The organism is Candidatus Microthrix parvicella Bio17-1, from assembly GCF_000299415.1.
GTDB lineage: Bacteria > Actinomycetota > Acidimicrobiia > Acidimicrobiales > Microtrichaceae > Microthrix > Microthrix parvicella.
The window spans coordinates 178,896-196,011 of sequence record NZ_AMPG01000001.1; the positions used below are offsets into that span (position 1 = coordinate 178,896).

The 17,116-nt window shown below is 66.8% G+C and carries 15 protein-coding genes and 1 pseudogene; 4 read left to right on the plus strand and 12 right to left on the minus strand.

The features are described 5' to 3' along the window. The first annotated feature begins 3 nt into the window (after nucleotides 1-3). A complete protein-coding gene (trpC, locus tag MPARV_RS0100910) occupies nucleotides 4-792 on the plus strand; it encodes an indole-3-glycerol phosphate synthase TrpC (RefSeq protein ID WP_031276932.1) in 789 nt (262 codons plus the stop codon). Nucleotides 793-825: 33 nt separating this feature from the next. Then, nucleotides 826-1,272: a ribose 5-phosphate isomerase B gene (gene rpiB / locus MPARV_RS0100915; RefSeq protein ID WP_012230980.1), complete on the plus strand. Its 447-nt coding sequence runs from the start codon at nucleotides 826-828 to the stop codon at nucleotides 1,270-1,272. 109 nt (nucleotides 1,273-1,381) lie between these two features. Here rpiB and MPARV_RS0100920 read toward each other — a convergent pair whose 3' ends face one another. From MPARV_RS0100920 to ygfZ, 4 genes are all read right to left on the minus strand, one after another. Beyond that, entirely contained in the window at nucleotides 1,382-2,587 is a 1,206-nt protein-coding gene (locus MPARV_RS0100920) for an SAM-dependent methyltransferase (RefSeq protein ID WP_012230978.1), read from the minus strand. Further along, complete coding sequence (locus tag MPARV_RS0100925; RefSeq protein ID WP_012230976.1) at nucleotides 2,584-3,462, minus strand: DUF1365 domain-containing protein; 879 nt, start codon at nucleotides 3,460-3,462, stop codon at nucleotides 2,584-2,586. The genes MPARV_RS0100920 and MPARV_RS0100925 overlap by 4 nt, the downstream gene beginning before the upstream one ends. Beyond that, nucleotides 3,459-4,808: an NAD(P)/FAD-dependent oxidoreductase gene (locus MPARV_RS0100930; protein WP_020376900.1), complete on the minus strand. Its 1,350-nt coding sequence runs from the start codon at nucleotides 4,806-4,808 to the stop codon at nucleotides 3,459-3,461. Before MPARV_RS0100930 ends, MPARV_RS0100925 begins: the two co-directional genes overlap by 4 nt. A gap of 101 nt (nucleotides 4,809-4,909) precedes the next feature. After that, entirely contained in the window at nucleotides 4,910-5,890 is a 981-nt protein-coding gene (ygfZ, locus tag MPARV_RS20580; RefSeq protein ID WP_020376901.1) for a CAF17-like 4Fe-4S cluster assembly/insertion protein YgfZ, read from the minus strand. A gap of 212 nt (nucleotides 5,891-6,102) precedes the next feature. Between ygfZ and MPARV_RS25920 the strand changes: the two are divergent. After that, nucleotides 6,103-6,216, plus strand: a pseudogene (locus MPARV_RS25920) (enoyl-CoA hydratase); the annotation flags it as partial. A 67-nt stretch (nucleotides 6,217-6,283) separates the two neighbouring features. On the opposite strand, the gene MPARV_RS0100945 reads toward MPARV_RS25920, so the two are convergent. Continuing rightward, a complete protein-coding gene (locus MPARV_RS0100945; RefSeq protein WP_020376903.1) occupies nucleotides 6,284-7,384 on the minus strand; it encodes a pirin family protein in 1,101 nt (366 codons plus the stop codon). A gap of 178 nt (nucleotides 7,385-7,562) precedes the next feature. On the opposite strand from MPARV_RS0100945, the gene MPARV_RS0100955 reads away from it, so the two are divergent. After that, complete coding sequence (locus MPARV_RS0100955; protein WP_020376904.1) at nucleotides 7,563-9,116, plus strand: acyl-CoA synthetase; 1,554 nt, start codon at nucleotides 7,563-7,565, stop codon at nucleotides 9,114-9,116. Nucleotides 9,117-9,138: 22 nt separating this feature from the next. On the opposite strand, the gene MPARV_RS0100960 is transcribed toward MPARV_RS0100955, so the two are convergent. The 7 genes from MPARV_RS0100960 to MPARV_RS0100990 all read right to left on the minus strand — a co-directional run bounded on the left by MPARV_RS0100960 (nucleotide 9,139) and on the right by MPARV_RS0100990 (nucleotide 17,100). After that, nucleotides 9,139-10,266: an acyl-CoA dehydrogenase family protein gene (locus MPARV_RS0100960; protein WP_020376905.1), complete on the minus strand. Its 1,128-nt coding sequence runs from the start codon at nucleotides 10,264-10,266 to the stop codon at nucleotides 9,139-9,141. A 122-nt stretch (nucleotides 10,267-10,388) separates the two neighbouring features. Then, nucleotides 10,389-11,531 (minus strand): zinc-binding dehydrogenase, encoded by a 1,143-nt coding sequence (locus MPARV_RS0100965; RefSeq protein WP_020376906.1) that lies wholly within the window; start codon nucleotides 11,529-11,531, stop codon nucleotides 10,389-10,391. 26 nt (nucleotides 11,532-11,557) lie between these two features. Beyond that, nucleotides 11,558-12,991, minus strand: coding sequence for an NADH-ubiquinone oxidoreductase-F iron-sulfur binding region domain-containing protein (locus tag MPARV_RS0100970; protein ID WP_172636539.1), 1,434 nt, complete (start codon nucleotides 12,989-12,991; stop codon nucleotides 11,558-11,560). A 190-nt stretch (nucleotides 12,992-13,181) separates the two neighbouring features. After that, nucleotides 13,182-14,645, minus strand: coding sequence for a plastocyanin/azurin family copper-binding protein (locus tag MPARV_RS21925; protein WP_172636540.1), 1,464 nt, complete (start codon nucleotides 14,643-14,645; stop codon nucleotides 13,182-13,184). A 177-nt stretch (nucleotides 14,646-14,822) separates the two neighbouring features. After that, nucleotides 14,823-16,409 carry an anthranilate synthase component I gene (locus tag MPARV_RS0100980; protein WP_020376909.1) on the minus strand — a complete coding sequence of 529 codons (1,587 nt, stop codon included), beginning with the start codon at nucleotides 16,407-16,409 and terminating at the stop codon, nucleotides 14,823-14,825. Further along, complete coding sequence (gene hisI, locus MPARV_RS0100985; RefSeq protein WP_020376910.1) at nucleotides 16,409-16,741, minus strand: phosphoribosyl-AMP cyclohydrolase; 333 nt, start codon at nucleotides 16,739-16,741, stop codon at nucleotides 16,409-16,411. Before hisI ends, MPARV_RS0100980 begins: the two co-directional genes overlap by 1 nt. Beyond that, the gene (locus tag MPARV_RS0100990; protein ID WP_012230955.1) at nucleotides 16,738-17,100 is read right to left on the minus strand and encodes a GroES family chaperonin; all 363 of its coding nucleotides are present in this window, start codon (nucleotides 17,098-17,100) and stop codon (nucleotides 16,738-16,740) included. The genes hisI and MPARV_RS0100990 overlap by 4 nt, the downstream gene beginning before the upstream one ends. Nucleotides 17,101-17,116 lie beyond the last annotated feature (16 nt).

Here is a 17,116-nt window from a genome sequence, read left to right on the forward strand (position 1 = left end):
CCCATCGCCACCTATCTCGACAACATCCTCGCCTCCCACCGCGCTGCTGCGGCAGAGGATCGGCGCCCCCTGGAGGCGTTGATCGAACAGGCCAAGGCGATGCCCCCCGCCGTTGCTGCTTCTCCGGCGCTCAGCGCCGGAGAAAATCTGGCGGTGATCGCCGAGGTGAAGCGGGCCAGCCCCTCGAAGGGACTGCTTCACGCCAACCTCGATCCGGCGCGGCTTGCCCGCATCTACGGCTCCGCCGGCGCGGCCATGGTGTCGGTGCTCACCGACGAGGTGTTTTTCCAAGGTTCGGAGGCCGACCTTCGAGCCGTCCGCAGCGCCTTTGCCGGACCGATCCTGCGCAAGGACTTCACCGTCTCGCCGGCCGACGTGTGCGACGCGCGCCTCATGGGCGCTGACGTCGTCCTCCTGATCGCCGCAGCCCTCGACGATGCCGAGTTGGCCGACTTCGCCGCTTTGGCATCCGAGGTGGGCCTGACCGCGCTGGTCGAAACCCACGACGAGGCCGAGGTGGCCAGAGCCGTCGAGGTTGCCGACGCCTCGCTGATTGGCGTGAACCAGCGGGACCTGGTGACGTTCCAGGTGGACACCGCCCGTGCGGTCCGAGTGGCCGCCGGGATCCCCGACGATGTGGTGGCCGTGGCGGAGTCCGGCATCACCGGCCCCGGGGATGCCCGGACGCTGGCCGATGCCGGCTACCACGCCGTATTGGTCGGCGAGCACCTGGTCACCTCCGCCGACCCGGCGCTGGCGGCGGCGGCCTTGGCGGTGCCGCGTCGCGGCTGACGTGCCTGTGGGGCCCGGCCCTACGATGAGCAGATGACCCGCATCGCCATCGGCTCCGACCACGCAGGCTTCGAGCTGAAGTCCCATCTCATCGACCTTCTGGGCGCTGAGGGCCACGACGTCGTCGACCTGGGAACCGGTTCCACCGAAAGCGTCGACTATCCCAAGTTCTGCGCCGCGGTCGGCCGGGTCGTCCGTGACGGCGACGCCGACCTGGGCATCGTGCTGGGCGGCAGCGGCCAGGGGGAACAACTGGCGGCCAACAAGGTTCGGGGGGTGAGAGCGGCGCTGTGCAACGACCTCTACACAGCCCGTATGGCCCGGGCCCACAACGACGCCAACGTGCTGTCGATGGGCGCACGGGTGGTGGGGATCGGTTTGGCCGAGGAGATCGTCGCCACCTTTCTCGCCACCGGGTTCGACGGCGGTCGCCATCAGCGAAGGGTGGACCAGATCGTCGCGCTCGAAGCCGAGTTCTGAGCCGCCGACCCGCCGGTCCGCTCAGCCCTGCGCGGCCACGGCGTCCGCCACGTTGTCGACCCAGTGCAGTTGACGCGCTTCGGCATCATCGAAGCGCCGTTCGCCAGGTTCAGGCGGCGTGCTGCCAGGTCCACTGCTGCACCGAGATGCGACCCAGCTCGAACCCTGCCTGGCAGTAGGCCAGGTAGTAGCGCCACATGCGACGGAATCGATCATCGAAACCCATCGCCTCGATGGTTGGCCACGCGGCCTCGAAGCGATCCGACCATGCGGCGAGGGTCCGCGCGTAGGAGCTTCCAAAGTCCAGCACGTCAACCGTGTCCAGGCCGGCCGCCCCGGACAGCTCGGAGATCACCTTGGGAGCCGGCAGGCGGCCGCCCGGGAAGATGTACTCACGGATGAAGTCGTTGCGGCCCCGATAGGTGTCCCAGACGCGATCGTCGATGGTGATGATCTGGAACGTGGCCCGACCGTCCGGTTTGAGATGGCGCGCCACGGTCTCGAACAACTCCGGCCAGCGGTCATGATCCACCGACTCGATCATCTCGATCGACACGACGGCGTCGTAGGCACCGGTGATCTCGGCGAAATCCCGCAGCTGGAAGTCGCTCTGATGAGTCCAACCGCCCTCAGCCGCTCGCTTCTCGGCGTAATCGAGTTGTTCCTGGGCGATGGTCACGCCGGTGAGATGAGCACCGGCCGCCGTGGCGGCCTCGGCGAAGCCCCCCCAACCGCAACCGATCTCCAGCACGTCCGAGTTGGTCCCGATGCGGGCTCGGTCGAGCACCCGGTCGTACTTCGCCCGCTGGGCCTCCTCCAGGTCGTCGGCGCCGTCGTAGTAGCCCGAGGAGTAGGTGACCGACGGGTCCAGCCACTGCTCGTAGAACCTGTTTCCCAGGTTGTAATGGTCGGTCATGGCGTCGACGGCCCCGCTGCGGCGTCGCGGCCGCCGGTCCCACAGCGCCGACGCACCGCGCTGGAGCGCCGCACCAACTGGGCCGGCATTGGCGTCGTCCAGCGAGGCGGCAGCCAACTTGAGAAACCCCGGCAGGTCATCGGTGTCCCACTGGCCATCGACGTAGCCCGCGCCAAGCCCTGCGGCCCCTTCGGTGAGCAACCGGCGGGCCAGGGCCGGGTCGTGCGCTTCCAGCGTGACCTCGGGCCCAGGCGCAACGCCTGCGTGGGTGGAGCGCGTCCCGTCAGGCGACACCAGGTGCAGCGTCCCGTTGGAGACCCGACCGGCAACCGTCCGCCCGAGGGTCTGGGACAGCTGCGCCGCGAATCGAGTGGAGCGTTGGGAAGTCTCTGCATTCATCTGGACGTTCCTTTCAGGAGTTGGTTCTGGGTTGAGGGGTTGGTTTGGTCTTGGCTTCGGGCTATCGGGCAGGCGGTGCCGGCGGTGACCCCCTGCTGTGGGGGCAGGGGAACGCTGCGGTAGGCCAACCCCTTGCGCCACAACTTCAGCGCCTCGACATGGATGCCAACGATCGCCTTGTGGGTGACCGCCGGGCTGTGCAGCACAGCTCCGAGCATTCCCCTGGTGCTGAACGGGCGCCGCTCGCCAACGAACGACGCGGTCAGCAGCAGGCCGTCGACGTTGCGGTAGTCGATTCGCAGCGACATTCGGGATCCAGCGGTCGGCTGCGGCGGCATCACGGTGAAGTCGTAGCCACCATCGCGGTCAAAGAACGGCGACACGTGCATGGTCTTGTCTGCATGCTGGCGCCACGGCGTGTGGGCTGGACGATCGATGGGGGCCACGTAGGCGTGCCGGTGGCCGAAGGTGTTGCGCACCTCGTGGATCAGCGCGCTCGGCACGCCGTCGGCATCGTGCAGGAACCACACGGTGATCGGGTCGAAGCCAAAGCCACAGGTGCGAGGCATGCAGAGAAGACGGATCGGCCCGCTCGCCTTGCCGGGGTCAAGCCCGGCGTTGCTCAGCTGCCCGGTTGCCCAGGCACGCAGGGACGAGCCGTCGGCCGGACCGTGATCGGCGGTGCGAAAGCCGATCGGGGACCAGCGATCCACGCCAAAGCCACGAACTGCCGCCTGGAGGCGATCCATCTCGTCCAGGTCGAACAGACCCATCATGATCGAGTGATCGAAGTGATGGCGCACCGGAGCATGTCGGGTATGGGTGATGCGACCGACGTACCAGGCCGAGGCGAACGAGTTTGGACGGTCTCTCATACCAGCTCACGCATCCGAATACCCGAGGTCACCATCGAGGCCGGCCTCTCCGCCCGAGGACGAAGGCTCCACGGCACATCGCCGCCGATGGCGGCGCCAACCGCCAGACCGGATTCGGCGCCGTCCTCGTGAAAGCCGTAGCCGGTCCATGCACCGCAGTGCCAGAGGCCCCCGACGCCCTGAATCGCGGGGAGATCACGTTGCGCGGCGGTCGACTCGGCCGACATCACCGGGTGTGTGTAGTCCCGTCGACGCAACACACCCTCTGGGCGCCACGGTGGGTTGAGCGTGACGAACAGGTCGGTGGAGGTGTTCAGCGGTTGCAGGCGGTTCATCCAGTAGGTCACGGTGACCTCATCGGCGGGGGTGCCCGCAACGTTCCAGGCGGACCAGTGCCTGCGGTCCTTCGGCATCCAGGTGGGGTCGCCGTGCAGGTAGGCAACGTTCGGGCTGAAACGAAACCGACCCAGCACGTGACGCTCGGCCTCGGTGGCGTCGTCGCCCAGCAGGGCCAGGGAGGTGTCGGCGTGCGTGGCCAGCACCACCCGGTCCGCACGCCAGCTTTCCCCATCCGCGGCGGCAACCACCATCCGACCTTCAGCGAGGCCGCCCACCCGGGTCACACTGCGAACGGGCACACCGTGTCGAACCTCGCCGGCCAACGAATCGACCAACGCACCGACGTAGCTGCGACTTCCGCCCGCAAGGGTGGACCATTGCGGGCGTCCCCGAAGCCGAAACAGCCCGTGCTGATGAAAGAAGGCAATCAGCGACCGAGCGGGCATGGCGGCCACATCAAGATCGGGGGACGACCAGATGGCCGCCGCCATCGGGTACAGGTACCGCTCCCGAAACTCCGGTGAGAATCGCGCCGCCAGCTCCGCCACCGTCAGCTCGGCGCCGGCGTGCGTCGCGGCTTCCTGCGCTGGAGTGATCTCGGCCGCCACCTTGCCGAACGCCACGATATCGGCGGTCAACCTCCGCTGGCTGCGTCGCCGCCAGGCACCGTGTCCCAGCAGGCCACGCAGCGTTCCCGAATACTCGGCGTCAGCGCCGGACTCCGAGCGTGTAAACGCAAACGACATGTCGCTGGGCGCCCGCTGAACCCCAAGATGCTCGAAGAGGGCCAGCAGGTTTGGGTAGGTCAAATCGTTGTGGACGATGAAGCCGGTGTCCACCGCCACCTCCGGGCCATCAGGTCCATCCGGGCGTACCACGGCGGTATCGCTGTGGCCTCCGACATGATCCCCAGCGTCGAGTACCAGGACATCGGGGTCGTTTCTGAGGGCCCATGCTGCTGAGAGACCACCGATCCCGGCACCGATCACGATCGTTGAGTGCTTCATCGCTCATAGTTCGGAGCCGGGCCCACCCTCGGATCACATCAGCGGCCAACCCGGGCCCGCCGACCATGGTCGGCTCCGGCGCTTCAGGGGCGCCCTGCGGGTCAGCGTGAAGTGACGTCCGACCGTTCGATCGCCACCGCGGTCGCCGACGTGTTGGCCGACGTGCGCAGCTCCGCCGGGGTCTCCACGCTGCGATGCAGGTAACCGAGACCCAGCCAAGCCCCAACGTGAGGAACCGCGTCGGTGGCCTCTTTGGCGGAAACATCGGTTACAGCGCTGGTGACGACGGCCCGCTCGGTGCCGTCGACGCTGAGCTGGGTCCCCGGTTCGGGCGCCGTTCCCTCACCCGCCAGCCGAACCAGACGGTTTGGCGTCCTGTTGCCCCGGCTGTCGACCCGGGCCACCAGCTCCTGGCCGGTATAGCAACCCTTGGTGAAGCTCACCGAGGCCTCGACCACGCCCGCCGCAGCAGGAATCGTGTCAGGTCCGATCTCGGAACCCATGGCCGGCACACCGGCCTCCACCCGAGCCAGCAGCAGCGCCGCTGCGCCAACATCGCCTTCGATCACGCGCACCCCATCTGGCGCCACAGCACCGGCGCCAATCACATCGAAACCCCGGTGACGGGGCCAGTCAACCGGGGCGAGCAGCAGCCGGTCAGCCGGGGTTGCCTCAACGTTCGAGCCCACGGTCGGGTCGGGCGCGGTCTGGCCCACCGGCCAGTTGCGCACCGCCAACGCGGGCACGCCCGGCCGAACGGTCAGCTCGGCCTTGGTACGCAACCAAAACCTGCGGAGCCGCTGCTCCACCAGCTCACCGAATCCAGCATCCACCACCAGGTCGAACGCGTCAGCGGCGGCCCGGTGCACCCTCATCCACGCACACATCTTGCCCTGTGGCTCGAGCAACAGGGCGTGGGCCCAACCGCCAACAGCGAGCCCGGCAACATCCTGGCTGAGCTGGCCCTGCAGGTAGGCGGCCGCATCCACACCAGCCACCTCCAGCACATCCATGGTGGTGCGTGCAGCCCACGACTCAGCGGGCATCGGCTCAGAGCTGGGATCGGTCGGGTGGTCGGCCATCGCGGCAACCTACCCCGGCGGGCCAAGCGACTTGTTGAGCGGGCGGAGCACCGGAGCACCGGGCACAGTGTCGCCATGGACCGGGCACACGGGGACGCTTCACCCATCACCCAGCACGGCTCCGCCTCGCCTTGGATACTGGTCGACAATCCCAGACCTCACACCACGCTCATCACACTCGATCGGCCAGATCGGATGAACCCGATGAGCCCATTGCCAGCCGCGCCATGTCGTTGTTGGCCGATCTGGTGCCCGCCATGCAGCGCATGCCCCAGCCGGTGATCTGCGCCGTCAACGGCGCGGCCATCGGCGGTGGGTTGTGTCTCACGGGTGGTGCCCGACAACGACGTGGGCGGGACTGGAAACCGCCGGCCTGCGGGCCGCCATCGAGCCCTACAGTTCGACCGGTGGACCATCGGTGCGGCCGTCGGGACGACGAGCAAACCGTTTCGGATCTGTGCCATGGACCGGATCGTCGACCGTCCACGGCCAACCACCAAAGCCGGTGGCCCGGTAATCGTCGAACGCCTGGGCGATCTCGGCCCTGGTGTTCATCACGAATGGGCCGTAGCGGGCCACCGGTTCGGCGATTGGACGACCCTGCATGACCAGCAGTTCGGCCCCGCCAGGGCCACCCACCAGGGTGAGCTGCCGGGTGGCATCGACCCGCGCACCGTTACCGGCATCGAGGCGTTCATGGTCGATACTCACATGGTCACCTTCGAAGGCATACACCACGCGTTGTGTGTCGCCCTCCTCCGCAGCGGGCAGTTGCCAGATGGCGCTGCCGTCGAGGCACACGTGCCAGATGGCCACGTCGGAGTTCCGTGCCGCCCAGGAGTCGGGCGGCGGCGCCGGAGGGGCGTGCTCGCCGAGGGCACCGACGATCACCCGCACCGAGGTACCGGCCCCGTTTGCATCGGTGTGTTCGATCATCGGGAGGACGTCGCTCCAGTACATCGTGAATGCCGGGGCGGCCCCCTTATCGGCCGCCGGCAGATTCAGCCAGATCTGAAACAGCTCGAGGGGGTTGGCTTCGTCACGGTTCAGCAGCGGGAACATCTCCGAGTGGACGATGCCATTGCCTGCCGTCACCCATTGCATATCGCCGTGACCAAATCGGGCGGCTGCTCCGAGCGAGTCGGCATGGTCGATCAGCCCATGTCTGACGTAGGTGATCGTCTCGAAGCCCCGGTGAGGATGCTGGGGGAAGCCGGGCACGGCCGAGCCGTGATACATGTTCCAGCCGTCGATGTCGGCAAAGTCCGCCCCGATCTCCCGTCCATCGAGTGGAGCGTCGGGGCCCATCGCCCCGGTGCCGGCCGGGTAGGCGTCACGGTGGTGCGCCACGAACAGGAACGGGTCCAGGGTGGGCCACTGGTTGCCCAGCGGAAACACCTCATGAATCACTGCGTCGGTTGTCGTTGACGCCTTCGCCGGAGTGGTGCCGGCGGGTGATGGGGTGTTGGGAGGTGGTGTGGTGGTGGCGCTCATGGCGGTTCCCGTCGGTCGCGACTCGATCGTGTGCCCCTGAAGAGAACCATCAAGGTCGGTCGCTATTCCCAATCCCGCGTCGCGTATCGGTCGCAGCGCCACTGCGGATGCACACCGGATAGGTTCCAACCCGCCCAGGTGCGCACCGATCAGCGCATCCAGATCGAGGAGAGCTTCGTTGACCCAGCTGCGATTTCCCGGAGTTCACGCCCAGGCTGACCCCGGCCGTGTGGCCATCACCATGGCCGGCACCGGCGAACAGGTCACCTTCGGCGAGCTCGACGCAATTTCCAACCGGCTGGCCCGCACCTTTCGGTCCTTGGGGCTGGAGGCGGGTGGACACGTGGCAACCTGCATGGAAAACCGGGTCGAGGTGCTGGAAGTGGCCTGGGGCGCCCATTACGCCGGGCTGCACTACACCTTCATCTCCACCCGGCTCACCCCGGACGAAGCTGCGTTCATCATCGGAGACTCCGGCTCCAAGGTGGTCGTGCTCACGCCCCAGCTGGGCCGGGTACTGATGCCTGCCCTCGCCGGGTTGGTCGACGACGACGTCACCTTCGTGTCGATCGGCGGCGAGGTCGACGGCGCTGACGATCTGATGGCGCTGGCGGCGGAACGGTCACCCGACCCGATTCCCGACGCCACCGAGGGCGCCGACATGCTGTATTCCTCGGGCACCACCGGCCGCCCCAAGGGCGTGCTTCGAGCCCTTTCAGGCGAACCGCTGGGCACCACTGCGGGTTTGGCGTTGTTGGGCGAGTTCCTCATGGGGATGAGCCCGGAGAGCGTGTACCTCTCCCCCGCCCCGATGTATCACGCGGCCCCGCTCAAGTGGAGCCTCGAGAGCCTGGCGCTGGGCGCGTCGGTGGTGCTGATGGAGCGCTTCGAGCCCGAGGCGTTGCTGTCGGCCATCGAGACTCACGGGGTGACGCACGGCCAGTTCGTACCCACCATGTTCGTGCGCATGCTGAAGCTGCCCGAAGAGGTGCGCAACCGGTACGACGTCTCCAGCCTGCAGGCGATCATCCACGCCGCGGCCCCATGCCCAGAGGACGTGAAGCGGGCGATGATCGCCTGGATGGGTCCGATCATCAACGAGTACTACGCCGGTACCGAGGGGTCGGGTTTCTGCTGGGCCTCGGCGGAGGACTGGCTGACCCACCCTGGCACGGTTGGAAAGCCGCTGGTCGGTGTGATCCACATCGTCGATCCCGACGGTGAGGAGCTGCCGGTCGGCGAGGAGGGGGTCGTGTACTTCGGTGAGGGCCCCCAGTTCGAATACCACAACGATCCCGAAAAGACCGCCGAGGCCTACAACGAACGGGGCTGGTCCACCCTGGGCGACATCGGCAAAGTCGACGAGGACGGCTTCCTGTACCTCACCGACCGTCAGAGCAACATGATCATTTCCGGCGGCGTCAACGTGTACCCCCAGGAGGCGGAGAACGTGCTCGCCTCGCATCCCGACATTTACGACGTGGCCGTGATCGGCATCCCAAACGAGGACTTCGGCGAGGAGGTCAAGGCGGTGGTGCAGGTGACGGACGGCGTCGAGACGTCCGACGAGACGGCCGGGGCGCTCATCGCGTACTGCCGGGAGCGGTTGGCCGACATCAAGTGCCCGCGCAGCGTGGACTTCGTCGATGAGTTGCCCCGCCTACCAACGGGCAAGCTGCTGAAACGCCTGCTCAAGGACAAGTACTGGGAGGGCCACGGCTCCCGCATCTGAGGCGTCCCTGCGGGGCGCGGGCTTACCCGACTTTCGGCTCCCTCGGGAGGCCCAGCACCCGCTCACCAAGGATATTGCGCATCACCGACGAGGTACCGCCCATGATCGTGTAGGCCGGGGCGTAGGCGATGGCCTTGGCGTGCGCCTGGTCGGCGGGCGGCAGGTGGGCAACCGCCCGCGATCCCATCACCAGTGCGGCGAACTCGGCCACCCGCTGCTCGTGCTCGGTGCAAAAGCACTTCGTCGCCGCGCTGAAGCCGCCGGGGGCCTGGCCCAGCGCCTCCCGGTAAACCAACAGTCGGCCGAGTCGGTATCCGGCTTCCAGCCGGGCGATCTCCTGGCGAATCAACGGGTCGCTTCGGTCGCAGCCTTCAAGGGCCCGCTCGTACAACGCCCGGTTGGACACAAGCCGATCGATACCACCCCGCTCGTGTTCCAACTGACGCATCGTCTGCTTGAACGCGTCGCCCTCAACCCCGACCAGGTGATCGACCGGCACCCGCACATCGGAGAAGAACACCTCACAGAAATGGGCATTGGTGGTCATGTCCAGCACCGGCCGCACCTCGACGCCCGGCGTGTTCATCGGCACAATGATCTCGCTGATACCGCGGTGTGGCGGGCCCTCCGTGGTGGTCCGACAGATCAGGTAGCAGTAATCGGCTACCGCGGCGAAGCTGGTCCAGATCTTCTGCCCGGAGATCACCCAGTGCTCACCCTCCCGCCGGGCCGTTGTGGACAGGGAGGCCAGGTCCGAACCCGAATCCGGCTCGGACATCCCGATGCACCAGGTGACTTCACCCGACAACATGCCGGGCAGGAACCGCGCCTGCTGCGCGGGCGTGCCGTAGGCGATGAGGGACGGCCCAATCTGTCGATCGGCGAACCAACTGGCGGCGATCGGGGCACCAACGCTGATCATTTCCTCGGCCATCACGATGCGCTCGATCGGTGGTCGGCCTCCGCCGCCGTGCCCGGTCGGCCAGGTCATGCCGATCCAGCCCTCGGCGGCGAGGGTCCGTGAGAACCCGCGGGAGTAGCCGTTGATCCACGAGTCGTTGACCGCGCCGTGCTCGGCCACCCCGGCCAGCGCCACGTCCCGCGCCCGGCGCCGCAGCGCCGTCAGCTCGACGCCCAGCTCAAAATCCACGTTTGCTCCCGTTCATTCCGACGGTGCAGAGGCCGGAGCAAGCTGGGTGGAGAGCACCACCACCCGAAACCCGCCTGTGTCGAAAGGGTGATCGCTGCCGCCGGTTGGTCCACATCAGGTTGTCAGGCCTGCGGGGTCACGAGCGCCTTATCGCCCGTGGCCATCTTTGCGTACCGCTTGACCATCTCGGGATCGACAGCGTCCTCGAGCGACAGCACCATGCCGTACGAGCCGGCGAACGTGGTGGTGATCTCATCGGCAACGCGGGTGCGGAGACGATCCACAGCCTCCTTGCCGATATTTTGAAGGAACGGCGTGAGCAGCCAGCCGCCGAGCGCCCACGACATGCCGTAGCTGCGGGACAGCGTCGTCGGGCCGCGGTCAAGACCACCGTAGATGTAGACCTGCTTGTGTGTGTCGGAGCCATAGCGGCTGAACCCATCAGCCTGCTCGCCGGCCACCCGCTCCATCGCCGACAGCAGCGTGTCGGCAAGCTCGCCGCCACCGATCGCGTCGAATGCGATGGTTGCGCCGGTCGAGCGCAGTGCATCTTCGAGGTCGTTGTGGAACGACGCGTCGGAGGAGTTGCACACAACGTCGGCTCCTGCTTCGCGGAGGAGGTCAACATGTTCCTGCGAGCGAACGACGTTGACCAGGCCGATGCCGTCAGCCCGGCAGACGCGGTTGAGTATCTGGCCGAGGTTTGATGCACCAACGGTGTGAACCAGGGCCGTGTGACCCTCCGTCTTCATCGTCTCGATCATGCCGAGCGCGGTGAGCGGGTTGACGAACGCGGCCGCCGCATCAGCCGGGTCCGTGCCGTCCTGCATCACCAGGCACTGCGACGCGTCGATGGTGCGGTACTGGGCATACGCGTTGCCGGACAGGAACCCGACAACCTTGTTGAGCAGTGCCTGAGCTGTGGGATCCGGTCCGGCGGCCACAACGGTGCCTGCCCCCTCGTTGCCGACCGGCATCGGCTGGTCGACCCGCCCTCGCTGGCCGGCAACGGCGCCGTCTGACACCGGCACCGCCACCGCCGGCAACCCGGTGCCAACGACCGCCGATGCTCGGGAGGCGTCGCCCATTGCGAACAACATCCCCTGGTCCGACGGGTTGATCGGGGCCGCCTCTACCCGAATGACCACCTGGCTGCCCGTCGGATCGTCGACCTCAAACTGCTCGATGCCGAGGGTGACCACACCGTCACCCGTGAGGGTCGAACGTAACTCCAGGGCGGTCTTGGGGACATCGTGCCGGGTCATGGCTTCAGTCTGCCCGATCGACGGCGTCAGTCGGTGTAGGTCCAATCGGGCCGCTTGCGAGCCTGCCGCTCGTCATAGGTGACCACACCGTTGGCCAGGTCGATGATCTTGGGGACCGGAAGATCGACGCGGTCCGAACCGCAGCGGCCGTCGAGATGGGTCACGACATCCTCAGGGAAGGTGCGTAGAAAGCTTGAGATCAGCTCGCGTTCCTGCACCGGCAGGTAGCAGCGGTTGCCATCGGCCACCACCTCCAAACGGCGTTGGATCGTATCGAGGTCGCCGTCGGTGCCATCGCCATCACGGATGCGATCGAGCGCATCGGTGATCGCTCCGGTGCCCAGTTTGCAAGGCGGACACTGCCCACAGGACTCGACGTACAGGAACCTCGACAGCATGGCCGCCACCTCCACCATGCAGGCGCTGTCGTCGTACACGATGAACCCGGCAGCGCCCAGGCCCGAGCCAACAGCGGCGAAGTGCTCGTGGCTGAGCGGGACGTCGAGGTGCTCTGCGGCCAGCACTGCGTTGGCCACCCCGGGCAACACCGCCTTGACGGCGCGGCCATCGGCGACGCCACCACACGCCTCAATCACCTGGCGAAGCGATGTGCCCATCGGCACTTCGACCACGCCCGGCAGCTCGACGTCTCCCACGACGGTGCAGATCACGGTTCCCGGTGACTCGTCGGTGCCAACCGACCGAAATGCCGCAGCACCGTTGGCCAGGATCCACGCCGCCTGCGCCAGCGTCTCGGCGTTGTTCACCAGGGTCGGGTTGGACTCGTGCCCGGCGTCGTGACCAGGTTCGGCTTCGGCCGACTCCCAACCCAGCTGCGGTGCGGTGGCGAACAGCCCGTGCAGAAACGGCGGAAGCCAACGGGGCAAGGGCTCATTGCCCTCGATCACCTCCAGCAGGGCCTTTTCCTCTCCGAACAGGTATTCCTCGGGCCCTTCGACCACGGTGACGTTCAGGCCCTCAAGCCATCCAGCATCAGCCAACTCTGCGATCGCCGTGCGGATTCGGGTCAGTTCCGCACCGAAACTCGCCTTGAGCGCAATGAAGGCCTCCAACGCTCCGACGCTGTGAGCGGCCACCAGCAACCCCTCCAGTACCGCATAGGGATTGTGGCGCAGTACCGCCCGATCCTTGAAGGTGCCGGGCTCCCCCTCTGCGGCGTTGCAGACTGCGAAGTGGTGTCTGCCGCCACCGTTGAGGATGGAGTCCCACTTGCGTCCCGCTGGGAAGCCCGCACCGCCGCGCCCTCTGAGCCCGGCGGCGTTCACCTCGGCGATGGTGGCCTCCGGCCCAAGCTCCAGCGCTCGTGCGAGTGCCGCCCCGCCGCCACGGCTCAGGTGGTCCTCCAGCGAAACGACCGGCGCCCCAGAGAGAATCCTCGGCCCGATCCCGACGCCGCTGTGGTCGTCGGCGTCGGCTGGATCCGTCACGGTCGAACTCACAGGGCCCTCCAGCATCACGTTGCTTCCTCGAGCAACACTTCTCAGCTCACCGAAACCACCAGCGTCGGCTTCCCCCGGCCTTCACGCGCACCGAGAGACATTGTAGCCGCCGGGGTCAGGGGCCCCGGCGGCTACTCGTCCCCCTCATGGAGTCGGAGGAGGCCGACTGGTGTGACCGATCGGTCGTGGGCTAGCCGACGATGACCGTGCCCCGCATCCATGGGTGCGGTTCGCAGTGGTACGGATACTCACCGGCGGTATCGAAGGTGAAGGAGAACTCGTCGCCCGCTTCGATGTTGCCCGAGTTGAACTTCCCGTCGGGGGTGGCCTTGGACCCGTCGGACTTGCCGGAGGTCACGGTGTGGAAGACGGTGTCCTTGTTACTCCAGGTCACCTTGTCACCAACAGCCACCTTGATCGTGGGCGGGCTGTACGCCGTGGCGGCATTGGCCGGATCGAACGATCCCTTGGGGATGGTGACCTCGGTGGTCTCGACCGGCGTGTCCGGGTCGACCGCAGCGGCAGCCGTCGTCGGTGTGATGACCTCGCCGCCCCCGCTGCCGCCCTTCGGCGGCTCGATCTTGGAATAGATCTCGGGGTCTTCCTTGCCGTCGATGTCGACGTGACCAATCGCGCCCTTGTCGAAGGCCCGGGTCAATGCGTGGTCCACCAACACGATGCTGGACGGGGACATCCCAAGCATCTCCACCACGGTGCCGCCACCGGCAACCACCGAGGTGGACTGGGAGCCACGAATGATCGAGTTGTCGGGGTGAGTGGCCGCCTCCGGATACACCTTGTCCCAATGCGAGCCGATCGGGTGGAAGTTGGCGGTCAGGTTGAGGCCCTCGTTCACGAAGTAGATCCTGGACCGCTCCCCCAGCTTCATCTTCAGTGAGTTGTCGTCGGCGATCGCGCCCACCGAACCGTTGAAGGTGACGTAGCGGGGATCCTCGTTGGTCACTCTGTCGCGATTGAACTTGGCCATGCCACTGGCGTCCGGCGCGTCGACGTACCACTCGCTCTGCATGACCGCCCACTCGTGCTCGACCTCCGGCAAGGGCTCAGCAGGATCGACGATGAACATGCCATACATGCCCATCGCAATGTGGTGCAGCGTGTCCTCGGCGGTGCAGTGATACATGAACGCACCCGGATACAGCAGGCGGGCCTGGATGGCCGCCGATTCTCCTGGGGCCACCAGCAGGTCCGAAGCACCGCCATGCATACCGGTGACGGAGTGAAAGTCGATGTTGTGCGGGTGCTTGCCCGTCGTCGGGTTGGACAGCGTAATCCTGACCACGTCGCCGACCCGGCCGCGGATCACCGGGCCCGGAACACCGCTGACGTCGGTCTTGTCCCCGGCCACCTTGAAGCCCCACTTCTCGGTCATGACATCGTTGGCGGGGTCCAGCATTGCCATGCCTTCGACCGCCTCGAGGTGCACGTCGAATCGACGGGGCTCCTTGCGCGTGATCGTCGGTGGAACCGCGGGGGCGTACGAAAGGTGGACCTCCTTGGGATCGGCCTCCTGAATGGCCGACAGCGGCACCATCTCGGGCACGACCTCGGCGGCAAGCGCCGCACTACTACCGTCGGCACCCAGATCGTTGTCGGTGCATGCAGCAACGACGACGGGGGTCGACGCCAGCATGCCAAGCATGGTCCGGCGTTGCAGTTTCGTTTTGTGTAGGTGGGTTTGTGACTCCATGGCCCGACAGATTACTTCTATTTTCCACTAGGACAAGTCCACGAGCGTCACTCTCTCGTACTCCGATAGATACCAGTCACATGAGCAGACAGGTTCACCCGAGGGCGGCGAGCAGTTCGGCTATTCGGTGGGACGCCGACGACGCTGAGCGGTCATTCGTTCGGCGGCCGGGACCGCCACCAACAGCGCCTTCGCCTTGTTGCGGGTTTCCAAATACTCATCGGCCGGATCCGAGTCGGCAACGATGCCCGCGCCGGCCTGCACGGTCCCGCGCCACGGGGCGGCCGCCTGGTCGGGGTTGCGGTCGATCACCATGGTGCGAATGGCGATGGCGGTGTCGATGTTGCCCGAGAAGTCCAGGTAGCCGACGATGCCCGCATACGGGCCTCGCTTGATCGGCTCCAGCTCGTCGATGATCTGCATGGCGCTCACCTTGGGGGCACCCGAGACGGTGCCGGCGGGCAGCGTTGCGGCCAGCACGTCGGCGGGGGTCCTGCCCTCAGCGAGGGTTCCGGCAACCTGGCTGGTGAGGTGCATCACATGACTGAAGCGCTCCAGCGTCATGAGCTCCTCCACCTCGCAGGTACCGAACTCGACCACTCGGCCAACGTCGTTGCGTGCCAGGTCGACCAACATGATGTGCTCGGCCCGCTCCTTGGGGTGCTCGGCCAGTTCGGCGCCCAGCCTTCGATCGTGCTCGGGGGTGCGACCCCGAAACCGGGTGCCCGCGATCGGCCGGGAGATCACCCGGTTGCCGAGCAATTGCACCATCGGCTCCGGCGAGCAGCCCACCAGCAACAGCTCGGGCTCACGCACGAAGTACATGTAGGGGCTGGGGTTGACCTGGCGCAGCACCCGGTAGACGTCAAACGGGTCGGCGTTCAGGTCGAACTCGTAGCGGGTGGACAGCACCACCTGGAAGATGTCCCCTTCCAGAATGTGCTCCTTGGCCACCTCAACGGCGCGGCAATAGGTCTGCTCGTCCAGGCTGGGACGAACCGGCGGAACCTCATCGTCCGGGTGAGGCGGGTGCACCAGGGGCTCGTCCAGCGGCCGCGCCCCGTCGGCGGTCAGCACATCGAGCGAGCTCAGCGCATCGGCGTAGAGCCGGTCGAGGTCGTCGCCACTCGAACCTGGCGGGATGACCACGTTGACGATCAACGTCACCCGCTGGCTGTAGTGGTCATACGCCGCCAGCTCGCCGATGACCGATTGGACCGCATCGGGGTACGCGCGGTCGTCGGTCGGGATGTTGGGAAGGTGTTCAACCTCGCGCATCACGTCGTAGCCCAGGTAACCAACCAGGCCCGAATGAAGCGGCGGTTCGTGGCCCTCGGGGAAGCCGACCCGCACGGCATCGGGGGCGGTGAGCACCCGACCGATCGCCTCGATGGTGGCCAACATGCCCTGCCCCAGCGGGAGTGCGGCGAGCAGTTCATCGAGGAGCCCCTCGCCGGTGGAGACCGCCACATCGCCGTCGCGCAGCGTCAACCTGGCCAACGGCCGCCGGCCGACGAACGACCAGCGACCCCATCCACCGCCGTGATCAACCGACTCGAGTAGGAACCCGGCCTCGTCCTCGGGACACAGCCGGGCGAAGGCGGCCACCGGGGTGGTCAGATCGGCGAGAAGCTGCCGCCAGACAGGGATGACGGTGAACTCGGTGGCGAGTGTGCCGAAGCGGTCCCGTGTGAGCTCCGACGTCATCAGTCGACCGGTTCGAAGGCGAGAGGACGATGGAAACAGCTGCGCTCCCCCGTATGGCAGGCGACGCCCACCTGCTCGACCCGAAACAGCAATGCATCGCCGTCGCAGTCGAGCGCCGCAGAGCGAACGTGCTGCACGTCCCCGGAGGTATCGCCCTTCCGCCAGCGTTCCTGACGCGACCGGGACCAGTACACCATGCGACCGGTCTCCAAGGTCTCGGCCAGGGTGTCGCGGTTCATCCAGGCCACCATCAGCACGTCGCCGCATTCGTCGTCCACCACAACGGCGCAGATCAGGCCCTGCCCATCAAACTGAAGTTGATCAATATTCACAGATAGAGCCCGGTGGAGTTCTCGGCCAGGCGTTGCGCGGCGACCGCGTGCACGTCGCGTTCCCTGAGGATGATGAAGGTCTCACCGCGCACCTCCACCTCGAAGACGTCCTCCGGGTTGAACAGCACCTGATCGCCATCCTTCACGCTGCGCACGTTGGGGCCCAACGCCCGAACCTCGGCCCAACTCAAGCGCTTGCCTCGCTCGGCGGTTGCGGGAATGAGGATGCCGCCGGTGGAGCGGCGTTCGCCCTCGGAGTCCGGCGCGACGAGCAGACGGTCGGCAAGCATCTTGATCGGCAGCGGCTCGCCGTCGTGATCGATGGGGCCGCTGGACGGGGAGGATTCTGAATCAGTCATGGGCACCGGGCAACCT